Source organism: Olegusella massiliensis (assembly GCF_900078545.1).
GTDB lineage: Bacteria > Actinomycetota > Coriobacteriia > Coriobacteriales > Atopobiaceae > Olegusella > Olegusella massiliensis.
Map to the genome: position 1 here is coordinate 1,319,567 of NZ_FLLS01000002.1, position 19,481 is coordinate 1,339,047.

General features: G+C 48.1%; 15 protein-coding genes. 14 read left to right on the top strand and 1 reads right to left on the bottom strand.

Going from position 1 to position 19,481, the window contains the following annotated elements:
• The first annotated feature begins 174 nt into the window (after positions 1-174).
• The 12 genes from BN4314_RS06095 to BN4314_RS06150 all read left to right on the top strand — a co-directional run bounded on the left by BN4314_RS06095 (position 175) and on the right by BN4314_RS06150 (position 16,445).
• Positions 175-2,886: a phosphoenolpyruvate carboxylase gene (locus BN4314_RS06095; protein WP_325062666.1), complete on the top strand. Its 2,712-nt coding sequence runs from the start codon at positions 175-177 to the stop codon at positions 2,884-2,886.
• A 236-nt stretch (positions 2,887-3,122) separates the two neighbouring features.
• Complete coding sequence (locus tag BN4314_RS06100) at positions 3,123-3,404, top strand: FeoA family protein (protein ID WP_021735139.1); 282 nt, start codon at positions 3,123-3,125, stop codon at positions 3,402-3,404.
• 103 nt (positions 3,405-3,507) lie between these two features.
• Positions 3,508-3,729: a FeoA family protein gene (locus tag BN4314_RS06105; RefSeq protein ID WP_021735168.1), complete on the top strand. Its 222-nt coding sequence runs from the start codon at positions 3,508-3,510 to the stop codon at positions 3,727-3,729.
• 120 nt (positions 3,730-3,849) lie between these two features.
• Complete coding sequence (gene feoB, locus BN4314_RS06110; RefSeq protein WP_068540291.1) at positions 3,850-6,111, top strand: ferrous iron transport protein B; 2,262 nt, start codon at positions 3,850-3,852, stop codon at positions 6,109-6,111.
• Between the two features lie 334 nt (positions 6,112-6,445).
• Positions 6,446-7,411: a lactate/malate family dehydrogenase gene (locus BN4314_RS06115; RefSeq protein WP_068540292.1), complete on the top strand. Its 966-nt coding sequence runs from the start codon at positions 6,446-6,448 to the stop codon at positions 7,409-7,411.
• A 302-nt stretch (positions 7,412-7,713) separates the two neighbouring features.
• On the top strand, positions 7,714-9,441 hold the full coding sequence (locus BN4314_RS06120) for a hypothetical protein (protein WP_035098076.1): 1,728 nt from the start codon (positions 7,714-7,716) through the stop codon (positions 9,439-9,441).
• Between the two features lie 19 nt (positions 9,442-9,460).
• Positions 9,461-10,216, top strand: a complete 756-nt coding sequence (locus BN4314_RS06125) for an ABC transporter ATP-binding protein (protein WP_232309727.1) — start codon at positions 9,461-9,463, stop codon at positions 10,214-10,216.
• A gap of 6 nt (positions 10,217-10,222) precedes the next feature.
• Positions 10,223-12,586, top strand: coding sequence for an FtsX-like permease family protein (locus tag BN4314_RS06130; RefSeq protein WP_021735172.1), 2,364 nt, complete (start codon positions 10,223-10,225; stop codon positions 12,584-12,586).
• Between the two features lie 158 nt (positions 12,587-12,744).
• Positions 12,745-14,151, top strand: coding sequence for a cation:proton antiporter (locus BN4314_RS06135; RefSeq protein ID WP_068540293.1), 1,407 nt, complete (start codon positions 12,745-12,747; stop codon positions 14,149-14,151).
• A 97-nt stretch (positions 14,152-14,248) separates the two neighbouring features.
• Positions 14,249-15,031, top strand: a complete 783-nt coding sequence (locus BN4314_RS06140) for a ZIP family metal transporter (RefSeq protein WP_068540294.1) — start codon at positions 14,249-14,251, stop codon at positions 15,029-15,031.
• A 162-nt stretch (positions 15,032-15,193) separates the two neighbouring features.
• Positions 15,194-15,955, top strand: a complete 762-nt coding sequence (locus tag BN4314_RS06145; RefSeq protein ID WP_068540295.1) for a DUF3793 family protein — start codon at positions 15,194-15,196, stop codon at positions 15,953-15,955.
• A gap of 79 nt (positions 15,956-16,034) precedes the next feature.
• On the top strand, positions 16,035-16,445 hold the full coding sequence (locus BN4314_RS06150) for a flavodoxin domain-containing protein (protein ID WP_021735162.1): 411 nt from the start codon (positions 16,035-16,037) through the stop codon (positions 16,443-16,445).
• A 142-nt stretch (positions 16,446-16,587) separates the two neighbouring features.
• Here BN4314_RS06150 and BN4314_RS06155 read toward each other — a convergent pair whose 3' ends face one another.
• Entirely contained in the window at positions 16,588-17,013 is a 426-nt protein-coding gene (locus BN4314_RS06155) for a Fur family transcriptional regulator (protein WP_068540296.1), read from the bottom strand.
• 155 nt (positions 17,014-17,168) lie between these two features.
• On the opposite strand from BN4314_RS06155, the gene BN4314_RS06160 reads away from it, so the two are divergent.
• On the top strand, positions 17,169-17,696 hold the full coding sequence (locus tag BN4314_RS06160; RefSeq protein ID WP_068540297.1) for a hypothetical protein: 528 nt from the start codon (positions 17,169-17,171) through the stop codon (positions 17,694-17,696).
• Positions 17,697-18,015: 319 nt separating this feature from the next.
• On the top strand, positions 18,016-19,305 hold the full coding sequence (gene eno, locus BN4314_RS06165; protein WP_068540298.1) for a phosphopyruvate hydratase: 1,290 nt from the start codon (positions 18,016-18,018) through the stop codon (positions 19,303-19,305).
• Positions 19,306-19,481: the final 176 nt, after the last annotated feature.

The following is a 19,481-nucleotide window of genomic DNA, read 5'->3' on the forward strand; positions in this document are numbered from 1 at the left end:
CTTTGTCTGGAACTGATTGTAAAGCTCCAGTTTGAGTATGAGCGTAAATTCTGAGTTTCTTTAAGGTCAAGATAAGGTGACATGCGTGCAACGCGACAAAATCGCGCTATGGTATCTGGGCATGTGCAAAAAGCGCAACAACTCGCGCTTACATACTGCACGGAAGGAGCAATGATGCAAGAACAGGGGAGTACGGTACCCCAAGGAAAAAATGCTGCTGCACGAGCGTTTGATGCGGTAGATGTGCCCGATCAGATTAAGGACAATCTCTCGCTTTTTCTGCGTTTGGTAAGTACCATCATCAAAGAAAACGATCCAAGCTTGCTTGCAACCTTTGAGAATCTGCTTGCTGCTGAGGCGGATTTATATAACAAGAACTTAGACACCAAACAGCGCGAATCAATCTTTGAAGAAGCGGTGGGTACCATAGATTTGCTGCCGACCGAGCAAGCAACGCTGTTAATGCGTGCGTTTGCAACTTTTTTTCACTGTGCAAATATTTGTGAGGAGAGCTATCGCGTACATGCACTTAAGGCTCGCGAGGCAGAACACAAGCCTTCTGTTGAGAGTGATCCTGTCAACGAGCTGACGGTTGCTTATCACGAACTCACTCTTGAGTGTGGTAAAGAGGGAGCAGATCGTTTGCTTGAGCGTTTAGAGTTTCATCCGGTGTTTACCGCGCATCCTACTGAGGCGCGACGCAAAGCAGTCGAAGGTAAAATTCGTCGTATTGCCGATTTGCTTGAGGAGCGTTCACGTCTATCAGGTATTGGTTTGGTGGAAAATGAACGCCTGATGTTGCAAGAGATTGAAGCTTTGCTGCGTACTTCTCCCATTGCGCTCAAAAAACCCACACCTGTTGAAGAGGCCGATACGATTCTGGGCATTTTTGATGCGACGCTTTTTGATATGGTGCCCGAGGTATATCGCCGTTTTGATGACTGGGCACAGGGAGATAAGGCCGGTCTGCTACCGCCTAAATGTCCCGCGTTTTTTCATCCTGGGAGCTGGATTGGCTCTGATCGCGACGGCAATCCTAACGTAACAGCCAAGGTGAGCCGTGATGTTGCTGAGAAATTCCGCGTGCACGCGCTTGAGGCGTTGGCACAGCATACCCATGATGTGGGCCGTAATATGACACTGGATGTGTCAACAACTCCGGCATCTGCAGAGTTGCTCAATCTGTGGAATCATCAAGTTGAAATGAGCGAGGGGCTTACAAGTTCTGCTCTTGAACGCTCGGCATTTGAGATTCATCGTGCTGTTATGCTGGTGATTTCCCAGCGTTTGCGCGCAACGGTGAGCCGTACAGCAGATGTGATGTATCCATCTGCGGAGGCATATATAGAGGATCTGCACGTGGTGCAAAGGTCGCTCGCTGAGGCTGGTGCTGTGCGTACTGCGTATGGTCCCTTACAAAAATTAATTTGGCAAGCGCAAACTTTTGGCTTTCATCTGGTTGAGATGGAGTTTCGTCAGCATTCCGTCGTGCACGCTCGAGCGCTGGCGGATATTCATGAGCATGGTCGTTGGGGAGAACGTGGCCAGCTCAATCCGATGACTCGTGAGGTACTGGATACCTTCCGTGCAGTCGCCTGGATTCAACGGCGCAATGGTGTCAATGCTGCGCGCCGCTACATCATCTCATTTTCTAAAACTGCAAAGGATGTTGAAGCGGTCTACGAGTTGGCGCGTCTTGCTTTTGCACATGCTGAGGATGTGCCGACGCTCGACGTCATTCCGCTGTTTGAGCAACTAGAAGACTTGCAGAATGCTGTATCAGTACTTGATGAGATGCTGCATTTACCCGAGGTTCAGCGTCGTCTTGCTCAAAATGGTCGTAAGCTTGAGGTTATGCTTGGCTACTCTGATTCTTCCAAGGATGCTGGTCCTACTGCTGCAACTTTAGCGCTGCACCAAGCCCAAGGTGAAATTGCTGCCTGGGCCGAAAAGAACCATATTGACTTAACGCTTTTCCATGGCCGTGGAGGTGCTGTTGGACGAGGGGGAGGCCCCGCAAATCGTGCAGTACTGGCTCAACCCAAAGGCTCTGTTAATTGCCGTTTCAAACTAACTGAGCAGGGCGAAGTTATCTTTGCTCGCTATGGAAATGTGGCATTGGCTCGTCGCCATGTTGAATCGGTTGCAGCAGCAACTCTGCTGCAGTCTGCACCTGCCTCTGAGTGGACCAATACAAAATCCACCGAGCGCTACTGGCCGATGGCGCGTGATTTGTCTGAGTTTTCACGCGAGCGTTATCTCGACCTGCTTGAAAGCGAGGGCTTTGCCGAGTGGTTTGCTACGGTAACGCCTCTGACTGAGATTGGTTTAATGCCTATTGGTTCGCGTCCTGCTAAGCGCGGTTTGGGTGCCAAGTCTCTTGATGATCTGCGTACAATTCCTTGGATTTTCTCCTGGAGCCAAGCACGTGTAAATCTCGCTGCGTGGTATGGCTTGGGTACTGCTTGTGAAAAATTGGGCGACCTTGACAAACTGCGTAAAGCATATTGTGAGTGGCCACTGTTTTCGACCTTTATTGATAATGTTGAAATGTCACTGGCAAAGACGGATAGCCGTATTGCACGTATGTATCTTGAGCTGGGCGGACGTGAAGATTTGGCAGCAAAGGTACTGGATGAAATGATGCTGACTCGTCGCTGGGTATTAAGTATTGTTGGTGATGAGTGGCCTTTACAGCATCGCCGCGTGCTTGGTCCTGTGATTCGTATGCGTCTGCCCTTTGTGAACGTGCTTTCGATGACCCAAGCACGTGCGTTGCGGGCAGTTCGTGGCGGTAAGTTGACCGATGCTGAGCGCGAGCGTCTTATCTACTTAATTTTGTGTACCGTATCTGGAGTCGCGGCTGGTCTACAAAATACTGGCTAAGCAGATTTTGGCTAAGCAGACGCGAGTACGACAGCTGTGCTTGCGCCTGCTTTGTGTAGATGCTTGCCGAATCCTCTGTAAGCAAAATGGTGCGTGATGAGGTGCTGGCACAGAGGTTCTGATTATTTTTTCACGTAAAGAAAAAAATTCTTGCTACTCTTTAAGTTAACCTTATACTACTATGAGTTAAGACTGGCGAACATGTCTGAAGGGGTTTCAGATGCTGAGGAGGAAACATGGAAGTCGCTATGAATAGACTAGTTTCTGAGTCCGCTTCTCCTGCGACAAGTCCCGTAGGAGCGCAACTGCCGTTGAACTTGGTGCATGAAGGTGAAACTGTTCACGTCCTTAAGTTGCATGGTGATAAAGCAACCCGCCAGCATCTCATTGAATTGGGCTTTGTTGAAGGTAGTCAAATTAAAGTTATTACTCACTCTGCATCGGGTGTTATCGTTAATATCAAAGGTGCCAACCTGGGCATTGACTCTAACATGGCTCGGCGCATTACTACGTATTAGGGAAAACGCCACATTCTGTGGCATTCCATAGGCGTCTTTATGAGGGAGACGTCAGATGTGTATGTTGTCGCAAAACTTGCGGCAAAATCAGGAGGGAAGAGGGATGACTACTCTCAAAGATGTGAAGGTTGGCAGCAGCACTGTTGTTACCAAACTCACCGGTACAGGCGCTATCAAGCGGCGCATTATGGATATGGGCCTGACCAAGGGTACCGAAATTTATGTGCGCAAAGTCGCACCTCTAGGCGATCCTATTGAGATTACCGTGAGAGGTTATGAGCTGAGCATTCGCAAGGATGAAGCAGAAAACGTTGAGGTTGCGTAATTAGAGGGACATATCAATTTTTTTGCATAAAGAGTTCGGCTCGTCTAACAAAATGGCAACGCCACGTGCCTAAAACCGTGGCAGTACGCTTTGTGCGTGCAGTAACAAGAAAGGTTTGGAATGGCAGATAAGACTTACATTGCGCTTGCAGGCAACCCTAACTGCGGCAAAACCACGCTTTTTAATGAGTTGACGGGCTCTAATGGCTATGTCGGCAACTGGCCGGGTGTTACCGTTGAAAAAAAACAGGCGCCTTGGCTTGCCGATAGAAAGATTGAGTTTGTTGACCTTCCAGGAATTTATTCCTTGTCTCCCTATTCTCCCGAAGAGACGGTTTCTCGTGATTACCTGCTGGATAGTCGCCCTAATGCGACGATTAATCTTGTCGATGTAACTAATCTTGAGCGCAATCTCTATCTCACAACGCAGGTTCTTGAGACGGGCTGCCCTGTGGTAGTGGGCCTCAACATGTGCGATTTACTCAAAGAGCGTGGTGATGTTATTGATACCAAAGCTTTGTCTGAGAAGCTTGGTGTGCCCGTGCTAGAGGTTTCAGCTCTGCACAATCAGGGACTGGACGAGCTGGTGAAGACTGCCGTTTCTGCTGGCAAAGCTGGCAAGGCTGCTACGGGTGTCAAATGTTTCCCCGCAGATGTAGAGGATGCGCTTAGCAAGATTGCAGCTCGTATTACGGGCAAATGTGCAGCTAACTTAGTGCGCTGGTATGCCATCAAGATCTTTGAGCGCGATGCGGTAGCCGTTGACTCACTGAAGCTTTCTCAGGCAATGCTTGCTGAGCTTGATGCAATCATATCTACGGTTGAAGCTGAGCGTGATGATGCTGCTGAAGACATCATTGCTTCTGAGCGTTACGAGTGGATTGCTGGTGTTATGGATGCCTGCGTTAAAAAGGCACCCAAAAAGCTTACGCGCTCTCAGAAGATTGACAAAATTATCACCAATCGTTTTTTGGGTTTGCCTATCTTTATGCTCGTTATGATTGGTGTGTATTGGATTGCCATCTCGACTGTTGGTACAGGAGCTACCGACTGGGTTAATGACAATCTCTTTAGCGACGGCTGGGAGCTCTTTGGCATGGCCATGCCTTCAATTCCAGCTGTTGTGACGGGCTGGCTTGAGGCAGCGGGCGCAAGTGCGCTGGTCACCAGCCTTGCAGTTGATGGCGTTGTTACAGGTGTTGGTGCTATTTTGGGCTTTGTACCTCAGATGACCGTACTGTTTGTCTTGCTTTGCTTCCTTGAGGATTGCGGCTATATGAGCCGCGTTGCCTTTGTTATGGACCGCGCATTCCGTCGTTTTGGTTTGTCTGGCAAGTCGTTTATTCCTATCTTGATTAGCTCTGGCTGTGGTGTCCCCGGTGTTCTTTCGACCAAGACAATCGAAAACGAGCGTGATCGCCGCATGACCGCTATGGTTACGACTTTTATTCCGTGTAGTGCCAAACTGCCCATCATTGCTCTGCTTATGGGCGCACTGATTGGTGGCGTTAAGGCATGGTGGATTGCGCCATTTTTCTATTTCCTTGGTGTGCTTGCGGTTATTGTGTCTGCCATCATGCTCAAGAAAACCAAGCCCTTCTTGGGTGAGCCTGCTCCCTTTGTGATGGAGTTGCCTGATTACCACTTCCCCTCGATTAAGTCTTGGTTCTTGCATGTGTGGGAACGCGTTAAGAGCTTTATTGTCAAGGCAGGTACCATTATCTTTGCGTCAACGGTAGTGGTGTGGTTCCTTTCCAACTTTGGTTTTGCTGGGTGGGAAGGCGGCAGCGGTGCTTTTGGGTACCTGCCTGGCATGGAGGGCGCTCCCGATGAGTTTATTGACTACTCTGTGCTTGCCACTTTCTCTGGTCTCATTGCTTGGATTTTTACACCTTTGGGCTTTGTCAGCTGGAAGGCAACTGCTATGTCCGTTATGGGACTAGTTGCCAAGGAAAATATTGTTTCTACCTTTGCCACGCTTTCGTCTTTGGGTGATGCAGGGGAAACTGACCCCTCCATGTGGGTTGCCTTTGGCCAGATGTTTGCTGCGAATGGTGTGGTCAATACCGGCGCGATGCTTGGTTTTGTTGCCTTTAATATGCTCTGCGCACCCTGCTTTGCTGCCATGGGTACCATCAAGCGTCAGATGGATGATATTAAGTGGTTCTGGGCAGCGATTGGTTATGAGTGCCTCTTTGGTTGGGTTGTCGGCATGATAATCAATCAGCTCTATGGTCTGATTGTTTACGGCAGCTTTGGTTTTTGGACGCTGGTGGCGTTTGTGTTGCTCGCAGCTATGTTGTTCCAGCTCTTCCGCCCGGTGCCTACGCATGAGCATAAGGACAACAAAATCCTGACAAAGCTTAGCGAGCAATCCCAGTAAGCTTTGGTTTCATTTGGCTTGATGTGCACGTTGTAATTTGGAGCTGCATCAGAAGTTGATTCTGATGCAGCTCTTTTTTATAGCTATCCCAAGTGCCGCTTGAGCAGATGGATAAGTAAGTCCTCCCGTACCAAGCATACGTATGTCTGTATCCCGCAGGGTGCTCAGGCAGAGATCCTCTCAGAGTCATTCATCGTTGCAGGCGCTCTTGTGTCTCAACTGCGTTACAGCTGCTGCGGCCATCCTGTGCTGCGTGCATAATACTTGCATGTTCGTGCGGGTTGTCTTGGTATCAAGTTTTACCACGACAACAAGCAGCAATTTGGAGGTGCATATGAAGGCAAGAAAGATCGGCATCATCGGAGTGGGTCATGTTGGTGCTCATGTGATGTTTGATATGGCAGTCCTAGGGATTGCCGATGAAATTATTCTTGTAGACATTAACGACAAAAAGTCTGCCTGCGAGACCCAAGATCTCTTCGATAGCTTGTCTTTGTTACCGTATCGCGTTCGTGTTCGTGTGGGTGATATTGAGGATTTGGCTGATGCTGATGTAGTGGTAAATGCCTCTGGCAAGGTCTCTCTGCTCATCGGTAGTACTGATCGTACGCGTGAGCTGCGCTATACCATCCCCGCAGTGCATACTTGGGTTGACCGCCTGCACACGTCTGGCTTTGACGGCATATTGATCGATATTTCTAATCCTTGTGATGTGGTTACACGTGAGATTGCCTTGGGTTTGGGGCTTCCCAAAGGCCGTGTATTTGGTACAGGCACCGGTTTGGATACCGCGCGTTTGGTATCGCGCTTGGCAGAAGAGACGGGCATCGGCCACAAGTCAATTACTGCTTTTATGATTGGTGAGCACGGGAGCGCACAGTTTTGTCCGTGGTCGTGCGTGAGTTTTGCTGGTGTGCCTTTAAGTGAGATGGCAAAACGTGACGAGAAGTTTGCCTTTGATCACGACAAGATAGAAGATCTTGCGCGCCAAGGTGGTTGGGTTACCTTTGCGGGCAAGCAGTGCACGGAGTACGCTATTGCGTTGACGGCCGCACGTATGGCCCAGGCTGTGCTACATGATGAGAAGCTCATTATGCCTGCAAGCGCTTTGCTTGAGGGAGAATATGGCGAGCAAGACATTTACGTGGGTATTCCTGTAGTAATTGGCGCTGGCGGTGTTGAGCAGATCCATGAGCTGCCACTAACCGCAACAGAGCTTGCGCGCTTCCACGACTGCTGCGAGAGCATTCGCACCAACATGGCGCTTGCCGATGAGTTATATCCCGAAAAGCAAGCGTAGATCCAGCATATTTGAGCTGCAAGACTGACTATAAAGCGTGTCTATCAAATGGTAGGCACGCTTTTTATCTTAAGTTTTCTATCAAGCAGAGCTTCTCAGTTATTTTGATACCTATTTTTAAAGTATGCGCAGGGGGCTGCCGCTGGTAAAAAGACTCCTGTTTAAGAAGTGAGAAAGAGCTTAAATCATGTTACCTCTGGTATACTTATTGAGTTAGTTATAGAAAACTTATGAGTGGGTGAGAAACAATCTTTCATTTAGAGTACTTCTCAGCCATACTCGCAGCGGAATAGGAATTGACTATGGGTGATACCAGGAAAACTAATTCCTTTATGACGCAGAAGCTCTGGGAACTCACAGCGCAGACCAGTTGCCAAAAAAGGGCAGTGGTCGCTGCAGCCATGCTTGTAGTGACAGGTGTGGTGTGCATACTTGTGCTTCAATTGCCTCAACTCAAATCTGTTCAGGCGCAGGGGAGAAGGCCTGTTACCACTTTAAGCACCAAGCAAAACAATGCCACGCAAAGCGCTGTCGCCACCCAAGCTGACTTTTCACAAGCAACAATACCTCAGGAAAAGTCCGAAACCGTAACAGTACAAGCGGCTCCTGATGGTAGTTTTCACGATATACGTGTAGCGGTTCAGCTCACCAACCCCAGCAGTGCAAAAACCCTGCGTGACCAGTCAAATCTTTCTGAACTCGAAGAAGATGAAACGAACGCTCGGCCTACAAAAACAGCTCAAGGCCTGCTGTGGTCAAGTGGGGAGCCTACCCTCAAGTACAAAGGTAAATCCACACAGCAGCTGCCTTTTGCTCTGCGGATGAGTTATGAGCTTGATGGCAAGACAATCACTGCCAACCAACTTGCAGGCAAAAGCGGGCACGTTAAGATTTGCTACCAATTTGAAAATCTTACAAGTAAAGATCCAAAGCACTGCGTGCCTTTTGTTGCACTTTCTGCTCTTATGCTTGATGGCGAGAAGTTCAGTAAAGTGCAGGTCAGCAATGGTAAGTCGATGGATATGAACGAGCGTATCATGGTAGTTGGATATGCCATGCCCGGTTTGCAGGAAGGTCTTCATCTCAAAGGAGATACCCAAGATATCCCCTCATCATTCACCATCGAAGCTGATGTTAAAGATTTTGCACTTGATACTGCTGTGACACTGGTTTCAACTGATGCTCTCAATGATTTCAAGCTTGAATTTGGTGAAGATGCACGTGACTCAATGGACAAACTTAAAGATGCCAGCTCACAGCTTACATCTGGTTCGCAGTCACTTGCTGATGGTATGGACAAGCTGAGTTCAGGTGCAGGTACTTTATCTGATGCCATAGTAACAGCTCAAACGGGTGCATCTCAGCTCTCGGAAGGTGTGGATAGCTATACGAGTGGTGTTGATCAAGCAGCCAAGGGGGCTACAACTTTGCAAGCTGCACTTGATGCGGCTGTAGAGGAGGCACAGTCCCAGGCGGCAGTAGCTCAGGACACTCTTTCTCAGCTGCAAACGCAGTATGCAGCAGCGTATGAAGCAGTCCTTGCCGACCCGAACCCCGAAAACCTCGCTGCACTACATGAGGCGGTCCAGGCGCTTGCTCATACATCAGGGATTGCGGGCCAGGCGGCAGGTGCAGCAGCAGCTTTACAAAATGACCAGCTTACGCAGGGCATTTCTTCGCTGAATACGGGTTTGGCTAGGCTTAGCGCTAACAGTCAGCAGCTCAAAGATGGTGCATCCCAGTTGAACGACGGTCTTTTGCAGTTAAGTGATGCGAGCGGCGCGCTTGCAAAGGGTACCGACAAGGCAGCAGAAGGATCCTCCGCGCTTGCCGAGGGCTTCTTGCAGCTCGACAAGCAGGGCATTCAGCGCATCGTCAGTCTATATGAAGACGATGTCGTTGGCCTTCGTGATCGCATAAAGTCGCTGCAAGCAGCAGGAAAACGCTATGACACTTTCAGCGGTATTGAGGCTGGCACCAAAGGCAGCGTGCGCTTTGTAATCAAGACTGCAGCCATTGGCCTAGATTAGCAAGACGATGGGAAACACTATGCTTGACCAGGAAATGACCAAAAATCAGTCATCTTTCACTGAGCCCTTCACAGACGCTTATGTGAGCGTCTCACGCTTGTATAAGTCCTATGGTACGGGCGATGCGCATATCACCGTTCTCGACGGTATCGAGACAAACATCAACAAAGGTGAGATGTGCGTTTTGTTAGGTCCATCAGGCTCGGGAAAGTCAACTTTTCTCAATCTATTAGGAGGTCTTGAGCAAGCAGATCACGGGAGCATCCGTATTGCTCATACGGATATTTGCCAGCTCAATAGACGTGATCTTATTGAATATCGTCGCCGTGAACTGGGGTTTGTCTTTCAGTTTTACAATCTGCTGCCAGACTTGACGATTCGTGAAAATGTCGAAGTGTGTGCGCATCTGAGCAAAAATCCGCTGCCCGTAGATGAGCTGCTTGACCGCTTAGGTATTAGGGCGCAGGCAAAGAAATTTCCACGTCAAGTATCGGGTGGGCAACAGCAGCGTTGTGCAATTGCTCGTGCGCTTGTCAAACGTCCAGGCTTGCTGCTTTGCGATGAGCCTACGGGTGCACTTGATTATGAAACCTCCCTTGATGTACTTGATGTACTCGAGCGCATGAACAAAGAGTTTGGTGTGACGATGGTTATCGTGACGCATAATGATGCAATTGCGCAGATGTCTGATCGTGTTATGCGCCTGCGTGAGGGCGCACTTGTGCAAGACAAACGTAATACTCAACGTCTGCACGCCTACGATTTGAGCTGGTAAACGCCTATGTCTCCCTTAAAGCATCGCATTTTGCGACAACTCAAAAATAACTTTGGCAAGTATCTTGGAATCTTCCTGATGATGGCGTTTATGATTGCGTATATCTCGGGTTTTTTAACCGCGGCAAGTTCCATTCACACCCAACTTGTTGAATTGCCTGAGCGTTACCATCTAGAAGATGGACGCTTTACCGTAACGCACAAGTTAGATGAGCGCCAGATGAGTGCTGCCGAGAAAGGTCGTTTTTCTTGGCTGGATCGTTTGACCCTATCTTTGGCCGAAGAGGACACAAATCTTGATAATTATGAGCAGCTTACGGTTTATCCGCTCTTCAGCCACGATCTTAAAGCGACGATTCCACATGACCCCGTCAAAAATAAGCGACCTATTAACATGCGCATTTATGCCGCGCGTGACAAGGTTAATCTGCCGCAGATTCATGTAGGGACACTGCCTAAGACCGATGATGAGATTGCCATCGATGTTACCTTTGCGCGCAACCATCAACTCAAACCTGGTGATAGTTTTAATCTTGCGGGGCACAAGCTGCGGGTAAGCGGCACCGTGACACTGCCTGATTACACCACACTTTTTGAGAAGAATTCCGACTTTGTGATGGATGACTTTACATTTTGTGTGGGCGTGCTGACGCCACAGGGGTATGCGGCTTTTGCAGACCAGCCCGAAACTTATACGTACGCTTATAAATTTAATACGACACAACTCAATTTAGCGCAACGTACCACAGCCGAGAGAAACTTGCTGCGTGCACTATCACTTGCCGATGCCCATGTTACTGACCTTGTGGACGTTACATCCAATCAAGGAGTGAACTTTGCTCCCAAGGATACTGAAGGCGATTCGCAAATGTGGCAGGTTCTTTACTACATCATTGTGATAGTTATGGCATTCATTTTTGTGGTGCTTACGCGCGCGAGCATTGAAGCCGAATCTCCCGTCATTGGTACGTTATTGGCATCGGGCTACAGACGCATAGAGCTTATGCGTCACTACGTTATTTTGCCTATGCTCGTTGCTATTGCTGCAGCTATTGTGGGAAATTTGACTCAGTTTGTCTTTATTCGATTTACCTATGACATCTATAGCAGAAGCTATAGCCTGCTGCCCTTTGACCTAAAGGTTAATCCAGGAGTTTTCTTTCAAGTAACGGTAATTCCTGTGCTCTTACTTTTTGTCATTACCGTGCTTGGCTTAGCTTCAAAACTCAAGTACACGCCACTGGCCTTTTTGCGGCACGAAGCTACGCGTGTCCGCCGAGGTCATGGTTGGCCTCTACCTGCACGTTGGCCTTTCTTTACTCGTCTGCGCCTACGTGTGTTATCCAATAACATTGGCAGCGCATTCACTATCTTCTTTGGTATCTTTGCGACAGGAATTTTGCTGATTATGGGCCTCGGCATGATGCCAATAGTCGAGCATATGGCAGAGAAAATGGCTGATGCTATGCCCGCTCAGCATGTTTATACTCTGCGTCGTTCTGTAGAGTTGCCCGCTGAGGACGCAGCACTCGCATATCAAGCAGAAAAAGTTGAATTTGCAACTCTTCAGGTTTCCAAAAAATGGAATTGGGGCCCGATGGATATTACCACCTACGGCATTGATGCTCAGGGCCCTTATTGGAAGGATTTTGATGTACGTGATGGAAAAGTTGTTATTGGTGGTGGGTTAGCACAAAAGTCTGACCTTGCCGTGGGTAGCACACTTGCATTGCGTGACGCTTATCAGGACAAAAATTTCTCGGTAGTCGTCTCGGCAATTAGTGATAATAAAATCGATACGAATGTATATATGAGTCGTGAAAAGCTCAATGAACTGCTCGGCAACAAGGCAGTAGATTTCAATGGTTGGGTATCCAATAAAGATCTGCATTTTGACAAATATGATGTGTTGTCTGATTTGACGCCAGACGGTGCGGGTAAGATGGCTGACCAGATGCGTGCATCGATGGGTAGCATGATGAACTTAATCGTATCAGCAGCGCTTATTATTTATGCCATTGTGATTTATTTGTTATCAAAAACAGTGCTTGAACGTAGTTCACGTGCAATTTCTCAACTCAAGGTATTTGGTTACCGCAGTGGTGAGTTAAGCCGTGTGTATATCCATGCAATTAGCCTGTGCGTGATTTTGTCGCTGATATTGACAGTTCCTGTAATAAAGCTTGCCTTTACAGGGATTTGCGAACTGATCTTTATGGATTACGATCTTGCGCCCGAGATTGTATTGCCGCCCATGCTGTATGTACAGTACATACTCATTGGCCTCAGCTGTTATGCGGTGGTAGCCATTGCCAATCATGTGCATTTGTCGCGTGTGCCGTTAGCTGTTGCACTCAAGAGTCAGGAGTAAGACACGTAACCTTAAGGCCGGTAGTGTAAGTTGCTGAGGAACTGTTTTTGATTGCTTTTGTGAGGGAATGCGCACATGCACCCGTGTGTTCATGGCAACAAATTGCACCAAAGGTTAAAATAACGTGCTATTCGATTTGTCAGATCCGAGGGGGACCTATGCTGACGACCCTCTTTCTTCTTTCAATTGCTTTGCTTGTAGCGTTTCTTGCGCCGATTGTTGCAAGCATCATTCCTGGACGAGCAGTACCTGAGGTCGTGCTTTTGGTATTTGCAGGTGCCATTTTGGGTAGATGGCTGCCGATTGCAAACGATACAGGTATGGAATTTTTTTCCGAACTTGGCATGGCATTCCTCTTCTTGATGGCAGGTTTTGAAATTGAGCCAACAAAGATGTCGGGAAAGATGACCCGTCATGCCCTGCTTTCGTGGCTGGTATCGTTGGGGCTAGCATTACTTTTTATTCAAGGCATTTCTTCTGTTCGTTTTTCGGGAGTAGCGGGCTATGCTTTTGCAATTGCACTAACCACCACGGCATATGGCACACTTGCGCCCATCATGCGCGAGCGCGGGCTGCTTGGCACGCGCGTGGGGAAAGCGGTCACGACATATGGTGCACTGGGCGAAATATTGCCCATTGTTGCGATGGCTTTTTTGTTGTCAACACGTGATCATATGGCGACCAGTGTGCTGCTACTGTTTTTTATAGTGATGTGCGTGCTCATTGCGACGTTTCCTTTACGCGCAAGAAAACTTGGAGGCAAATTACAGGCATTTTTGCAAAGCAATGCGGCAGCTAGTACTGAAGCGGCTGTACGTGCTGTTACTTTGCTTTTGGTTTTCCTCGTATTTTTGGCAGAACGTTTGGGCTTTGATGCAGCATTAGGAGCATTTGCAGCAGGCTTTACCTTGCGTGGTCTTTTGCCTACGGGCAACGATCATCTTGAGTTGCGCTTGCGTGTGATTGCGAGTGGCTTTTTGGTACCCGTGTTTTTCTTTGTATCCGGTGCGACAATTGATTTGGCTGCGGCGTTTGCGGATTTGAAACTACTTTTTGGCTTCATTGCTTTGCTTGTGCTGGTGCGTGGAGTGGTAATAGGAATTTCCTTAAATATGTGTTCTGAAACGCGTTCAATGAGTTGGCAAGAAAAGTTTTCCGCTGCGGCATACTGCACCATGGCTTTGCCTTTAGTGGTTGCGGTTACACGAATTGCAGTAAATAGTGGCGCAATGGGGGTTTCTGAAGCATCAGTGTTGGTCACGGCAGGTGCATTGACAGTGTTGCTAATACCAATTCTTACCTCATTGGTGCGCGTTACCAGCGCTACTCATCCTGTAGAAGCTGCTCGTGAAATTGCAGCTCATGAGCCGGTTTGGGAAGTTATTGAGCAGCACCGTTTGGAGTTGCGTCGAGAAGAACAGCATCTCAGAGATCTGCGTCGCCATGCGCGCAAACATAAGATCTCCTCGACTGATTATTTGGCAACGGGTCATTTGCAGAGGGATAAACAATTTGGCGAAAATGCCCGGCGCCAATCACATTCACAGCGAATAGATTCAGACTAATGCGCAGTCGAGGGTAAAGCATTAATGTAGGCGGGTATACTTTCGCCAGAATTATGAGCGAGGCTTTGTTCTCGTTTTGCTATGGAGGTTTGCTACTATGGACTCTGCAATTGTTATTGGTGTGCTCATTCCCTTTTTAGGTACATCGCTGGGCGCAGCGTGCGTCTTTTTTATGCGCAACAATCTTTCCGATACTGTAGACCGAATACTGACTGGCTTTGCTGCGGGCGTTATGGTTGCGGCATCGATTTGGTCACTGATTATTCCTGCCATTGAGGGTTCAGCATCGTTGGGTAAATGGGCATTTTTACCAGCCTTTTTTGGATTCTGGTTGGGGATTTTATTTTTGCTCTTTTTAGATCATGTCATTCCACACCTTCATGCGCGTGCAAATGAAGCAGAAGGTCCTGTTTCTAATCTGCGCCGTACCACAATGATGGTGCTTGCCGTTACCATGCACAATATCCCTGAGGGAATGGCCGTTGGAGTTGTTTATGCAGGCATGGCACTTGGTGGAGCAGGAATTACTGCCTCTGCTGCGGCTGCACTTTCTTGGGGTATTGCAATTCAGAATTTTCCCGAAGGGGCCATTGTATCGATGCCTTTGCACGAAGAAGGGGAGAGCAAACTCAAAGCATTTGCGTTGGGTGTGCTGTCTGGTGTGGTAGAACCCATCGCTGCAGTTATTACTCTGTTTGCAGCAGAACAAGTCGTTGTTATTATGCCCATCCTGTTGTCTTTTGCGGCGGGTGCCATGATGTATGTTGTGGTAGAAGAGCTGATCCCAGAAATGAGCGCGGGCAAGCATTCTAATGTTGGCGTGCTGGCATTTGCTCTCGGCTTCACTATTATGATGGCGCTTGATGTCGCTTTGGGTTAAGGCTCGAACCGTTTGACTGTCGTTTGATGATTTGAAGTTCCTTAGGTGTTGCCGGCTTGGTCCGGAACAATTTCACTAGGGAAAACTAAGAGTTGACCCAAATAAGTAAACCATGTATAACTATCTTGTTATAAGTAAGCGTTAGTTAACAAGGGAGAGGGCATGGGAGACTCACTTTTGCTGGGCACGTGCTATCATCCTGAGGTGCTCAATAGCTTTGCCAGCTCAAATCCCGATTCTAACGGTGAAAGTATTCATCAACATGAGAAGACTGAAGCAGCGCTCGCTCGTGAGCTCGTGGGTCGTCTTGTAGTGGGAGCAGCGGGGGTTATTTCTGGGATAAAACCAGCATCTTTAGTAAATTATGTCCCCCATGTTCTTGAGTTAAATGGAACTCATCCGCGTGCAGCACGTGCAGCAGAGCGCAAAGCTATTTGCTGTTGTGCGCGAAATCTCGTTCGCTTTGGCTTGCGTTTGATTGTGCTGGATCGTCGTGGTGGTAGAGTAGTCCTCTTTATATATCGTCCCTGTGCTTTGAAGCAAGTACTTACTGATTCTAAGGTGTGTTCTCTGCTTACTGCTACAGGTTACGATATTCGTTCGCTTGACACGGTGATCTCTACCCTGCGCCAGCGTATGGCAAATTACTATGGTGCAGCCACTCATTGTGCGGCAAGCTTTCCGCATGAAGTTGGTCTTTTGCTGGGTTATCCCGCTGAAGATGTTCGAGGTTTTATGGCTGGCAAAAAAGAAGTATGCCGAGGCCCTTGGAAAGCTTATGGCGACGTAAAAGCTGCACAAGCTCGCTTTCACTGTATTGCCGCCTGCGAACGGCATTGTCGTGAGCGCTTTGCTGCAGGTGAGTCCTTTGCAGAATTGCTTGCTCAGCCAAGTGTTATGCACATTCTACAGTCTGTCCTGTAATGACCATAGTAAGTAGGTTATTTGGTATCAATTCGCACACGCGAGGTACATGTCGAGAGTCCTTTGATTGGAGAAACAAATGAGCAAACTGGCAGTTGTGTATTGGACAATGACTGGCAACACCGAAGCTATGGCCCAGGCCGTAGCTGAAGGTGCGACCGATGCAGATGTTATTGCTGTCGCCGACTTTAGTGCTGATAAAGTTGCAGACTATGATGCTTTTGCGTTTGGCTGTCCTGCGATGGGCGCAGAGGAGCTTGATACTGACGAATTCGAGCCTGTTTGGGATGAGTGCTGTCCTGAGTTTGGTGACAAGCCGGTTGCTCTGTTTGGATCTTATGACTGGGGTACTGGCGAATGGATGGAGACTTGGAAGTCCCATGCCGAGGAGGCTGGTGTCCAGGTGGTTGATACCGTTATTGCCAACCTCGAGCCTGATAATGATGTAATTGAGGCTTTGAAGAATCTAGGCGCAAAGCTCTCTGCCTAAAGGCTGTTTAACGCTGAGATAACAAAACATATCTATCAATCAAAACGGCAGGTGTGCTTATGTCATGCCTGCCATTTTGGTAAAAGTTTCTGCCATGTTTGCAGTATTGAGCGTAGCTATATTATTTGTTGTGCTGTTTTGTCTAATCGTTCTGCTTTGCCATGCATTCTTCGCAGGTGCCATAAAACACGGTCTGCCACGGATCAATCCTAAATCCATGCTCTTTTTCGATATGCTCGCGAATTCCAGATAGCTCATCACAGTGCAGGTGAATGAGCTTGCCACATTCGCGACAAAGACAGTGAAAACAGGCTGGCTCGTCGTGATTGTTCTGATCGCCCACGTATTCATAGCACGCAGCACAACCACGAGCATCAGGCATTTTATGTACCTTACCCTCACCCTCAAGTTGTGTAAGCGTACGATATACCGTTGCAACACTGGTAGCATAGCCGTCCTCAGCAACGCTTTGGACAAGAGCTTGGGCAGTGATATGATTGCCAGCATTTTTTTGAAGTGCAGAAAGAATTGCGTCACGTTGTTTGGTTTTGTAGCGCTGCCTTGCCATATTTGCCTTCAACTTTCTAGTTATCACACGACAAATTTTAGCGGTTGAATCGTTGAATTTGAAAACGGTTTCATATCGTAGCACGGCGTAAGATTAGCTAAACTAAAACAAGCAACTCTTTGCATAATTCGTATATGCCAAAACGGGGAGTTCTTATGGTTAGCATTGATATGACAATTGGCCAAGAAGAAAAAGATGTACTGCTTGAGTTGTCCTTGCGTTTTCCAATATACAAAAGTCGCATATCTAAGGTTCGTATTTTTGTTGCAGTAGCCGCAGTAGCATCATTTGTTTTTGTGCTGTTAGACTACGGATTTTGGTTTCGAGTATTAATGGCAGCTGCAACCATATTTTTTGCTTGGTATGCCGCAATAGGTTACAAGTGGGTATACGGCAGGAGTTTTAAGAAAATGCAGCGTTCGATGGACGAACGTTTTGTGTCAAACAAACGTCACTATGAACTTGATTCACAAGGTATCACTTCTACTTCTCAGGTGGGTAAGGCTCAAAACAACTGGGATGCATTTGAGGTTTGGGGAATCTATCACTCCTATGTATATATTCGGCGTTTTGACGGTGGCATAGTGCTACTTGACCAACGACTGCTGGTTGATAGCGAGCGGGAAGAGCTTTTTGACATACTAAAAGCTTCGGGCGTTTCGCGCGAGTCTGAGGCGAAATAACTTACAACTAAGAGCAGCGTCAAAGTGTCTTGAGAGTTTACCTCTCAAATTGAGTATGTAGCATTCTGCTTTAGTATCTTGCGCCAAGTTGACTAATCTGCGTGTTTTGATGTCGTTTTACTACGGCTCGTTGATATACCTTGTGCTGATTTCACGCGAGGTCGTCATTGATTCAAAAATGAAAAGTTTCCTTAATCTGACTTTTATCATGGATTTTGCAGTTTAAAATGTATGATATGGCTAACTAATGGATAACCTACTTTATAAGTAGGATTTAATCCATCAGTAGGATTTGGTCCGCCGCATGAAAGGGGCTTATATGAGCAAGATTGCAAAAGTATATGGTCGCGAAGTTTTGGATTCTCGTGGTAATCCCACAGTTGAGGTTGAGGTAACTCTTGAAGATGGCAGCTTTGCTCGCGCCATCGTTCCGTCTGGCGCATCTACTGGTGAGTTTGAGGCTGTAGAGCTGCGTGATGGTGATAAAAACCGTTACCTCGGTAAAGGTGTTTCGCAGGCGGTGGCCCATGTTAACGATGAATGCCAAGTCATTGTGGGCATGGATGCCCACGATCAGCGCGCCGTTGATCATGCTTTGATTGCTGCTGATGGCACGCCTAACAAGGGAAAGCTTGGTGCAAATGCCATTTTGGGCTGCTCACTTGCTGTTGCTCGCGCTGCTGCCATCTCTGCTGGTTTGCCTCTGCATGAGTATTTAGGCGGTGCTGGTGCCCATACGCTGCCAACCCCGATGATGAACGTTCTCAATGGTGGCGTACATGCCGATAACAACGTGGACTTCCAAGAATTTATGATTATGCCCGTAGGTGCTCCGACTTTTAAGGAAGCTCTGCGCTGGTGTGCTGAGGTCTATCACACCCTTAAGAATGTTCTTAAGGAAGCTGGTCTGAATACCGGTGTGGGCGATGAGGGTGGCTTTGCTCCTGACCTCAAAACTAATGCTGAGCCCTTTGAATACCTCATGCGTGCGGTCAAAGAGGCTGGTTTTGAGCCAGGCCGTGACTTTATGTTTGCTATGGACCCCGCGACGTCTGAGGTCTATAACAAGGAAACCGGTATGTATGAGCTCAAGGGCGAGGGTCGCACTCTGACCACCGACCAAATGATTGATTACTGGGCCGAGCTTGTTGACACGTATCCCATCATCTCCATTGAGGACGGTTTGGCTGAGGAAGATTGGGATGGCTGGGTCAAGTTGACCGAGCGTCTTGGCAAGAAGGTCCAGCTTGTCGGTGATGACCTCTTTGTTACCAATACTGAGCGCCTCGAGAAGGGCATCAAACTGGGTGCGGCAAATGCCATTCTTATCAAGGTCAACCAGATTGGCTCTTTGACCGAGACCCTTGAGGCTATCGAGATGGCAAAGCGTGCCGGCTATACCGCTGTTGTCTCTCACCGTTCTGGCGAGACCGAAGACACCACTATCGCCGACCTTGCTGTAGGCACCAATGCTGGTCAGATTAAGACTGGTGCACCTTGCCGTACTGACCGCGTAGCCAAGTTCAACCAGCTTCTGCGCATTGAGGACAATCTAGATGAGGCATCTGTCTACGATGGTATCAAGAGCTTTTATAACCTAGGTAAGTAAGCTAACGAGGATTGGACGTTCTGCTTACGTAAGCAAAGTAGTACAAACCGCGGGTGCCTTTGTTGGGCTCCCGCGGTTTTGCTTGTCTGAGCAATACATGCCAGCTTTTCCGAGTCCAAAGGCATATGCGATCTTTTGCGATGAAGCTTTATTACCGTTTCCACCTCATATAGGCA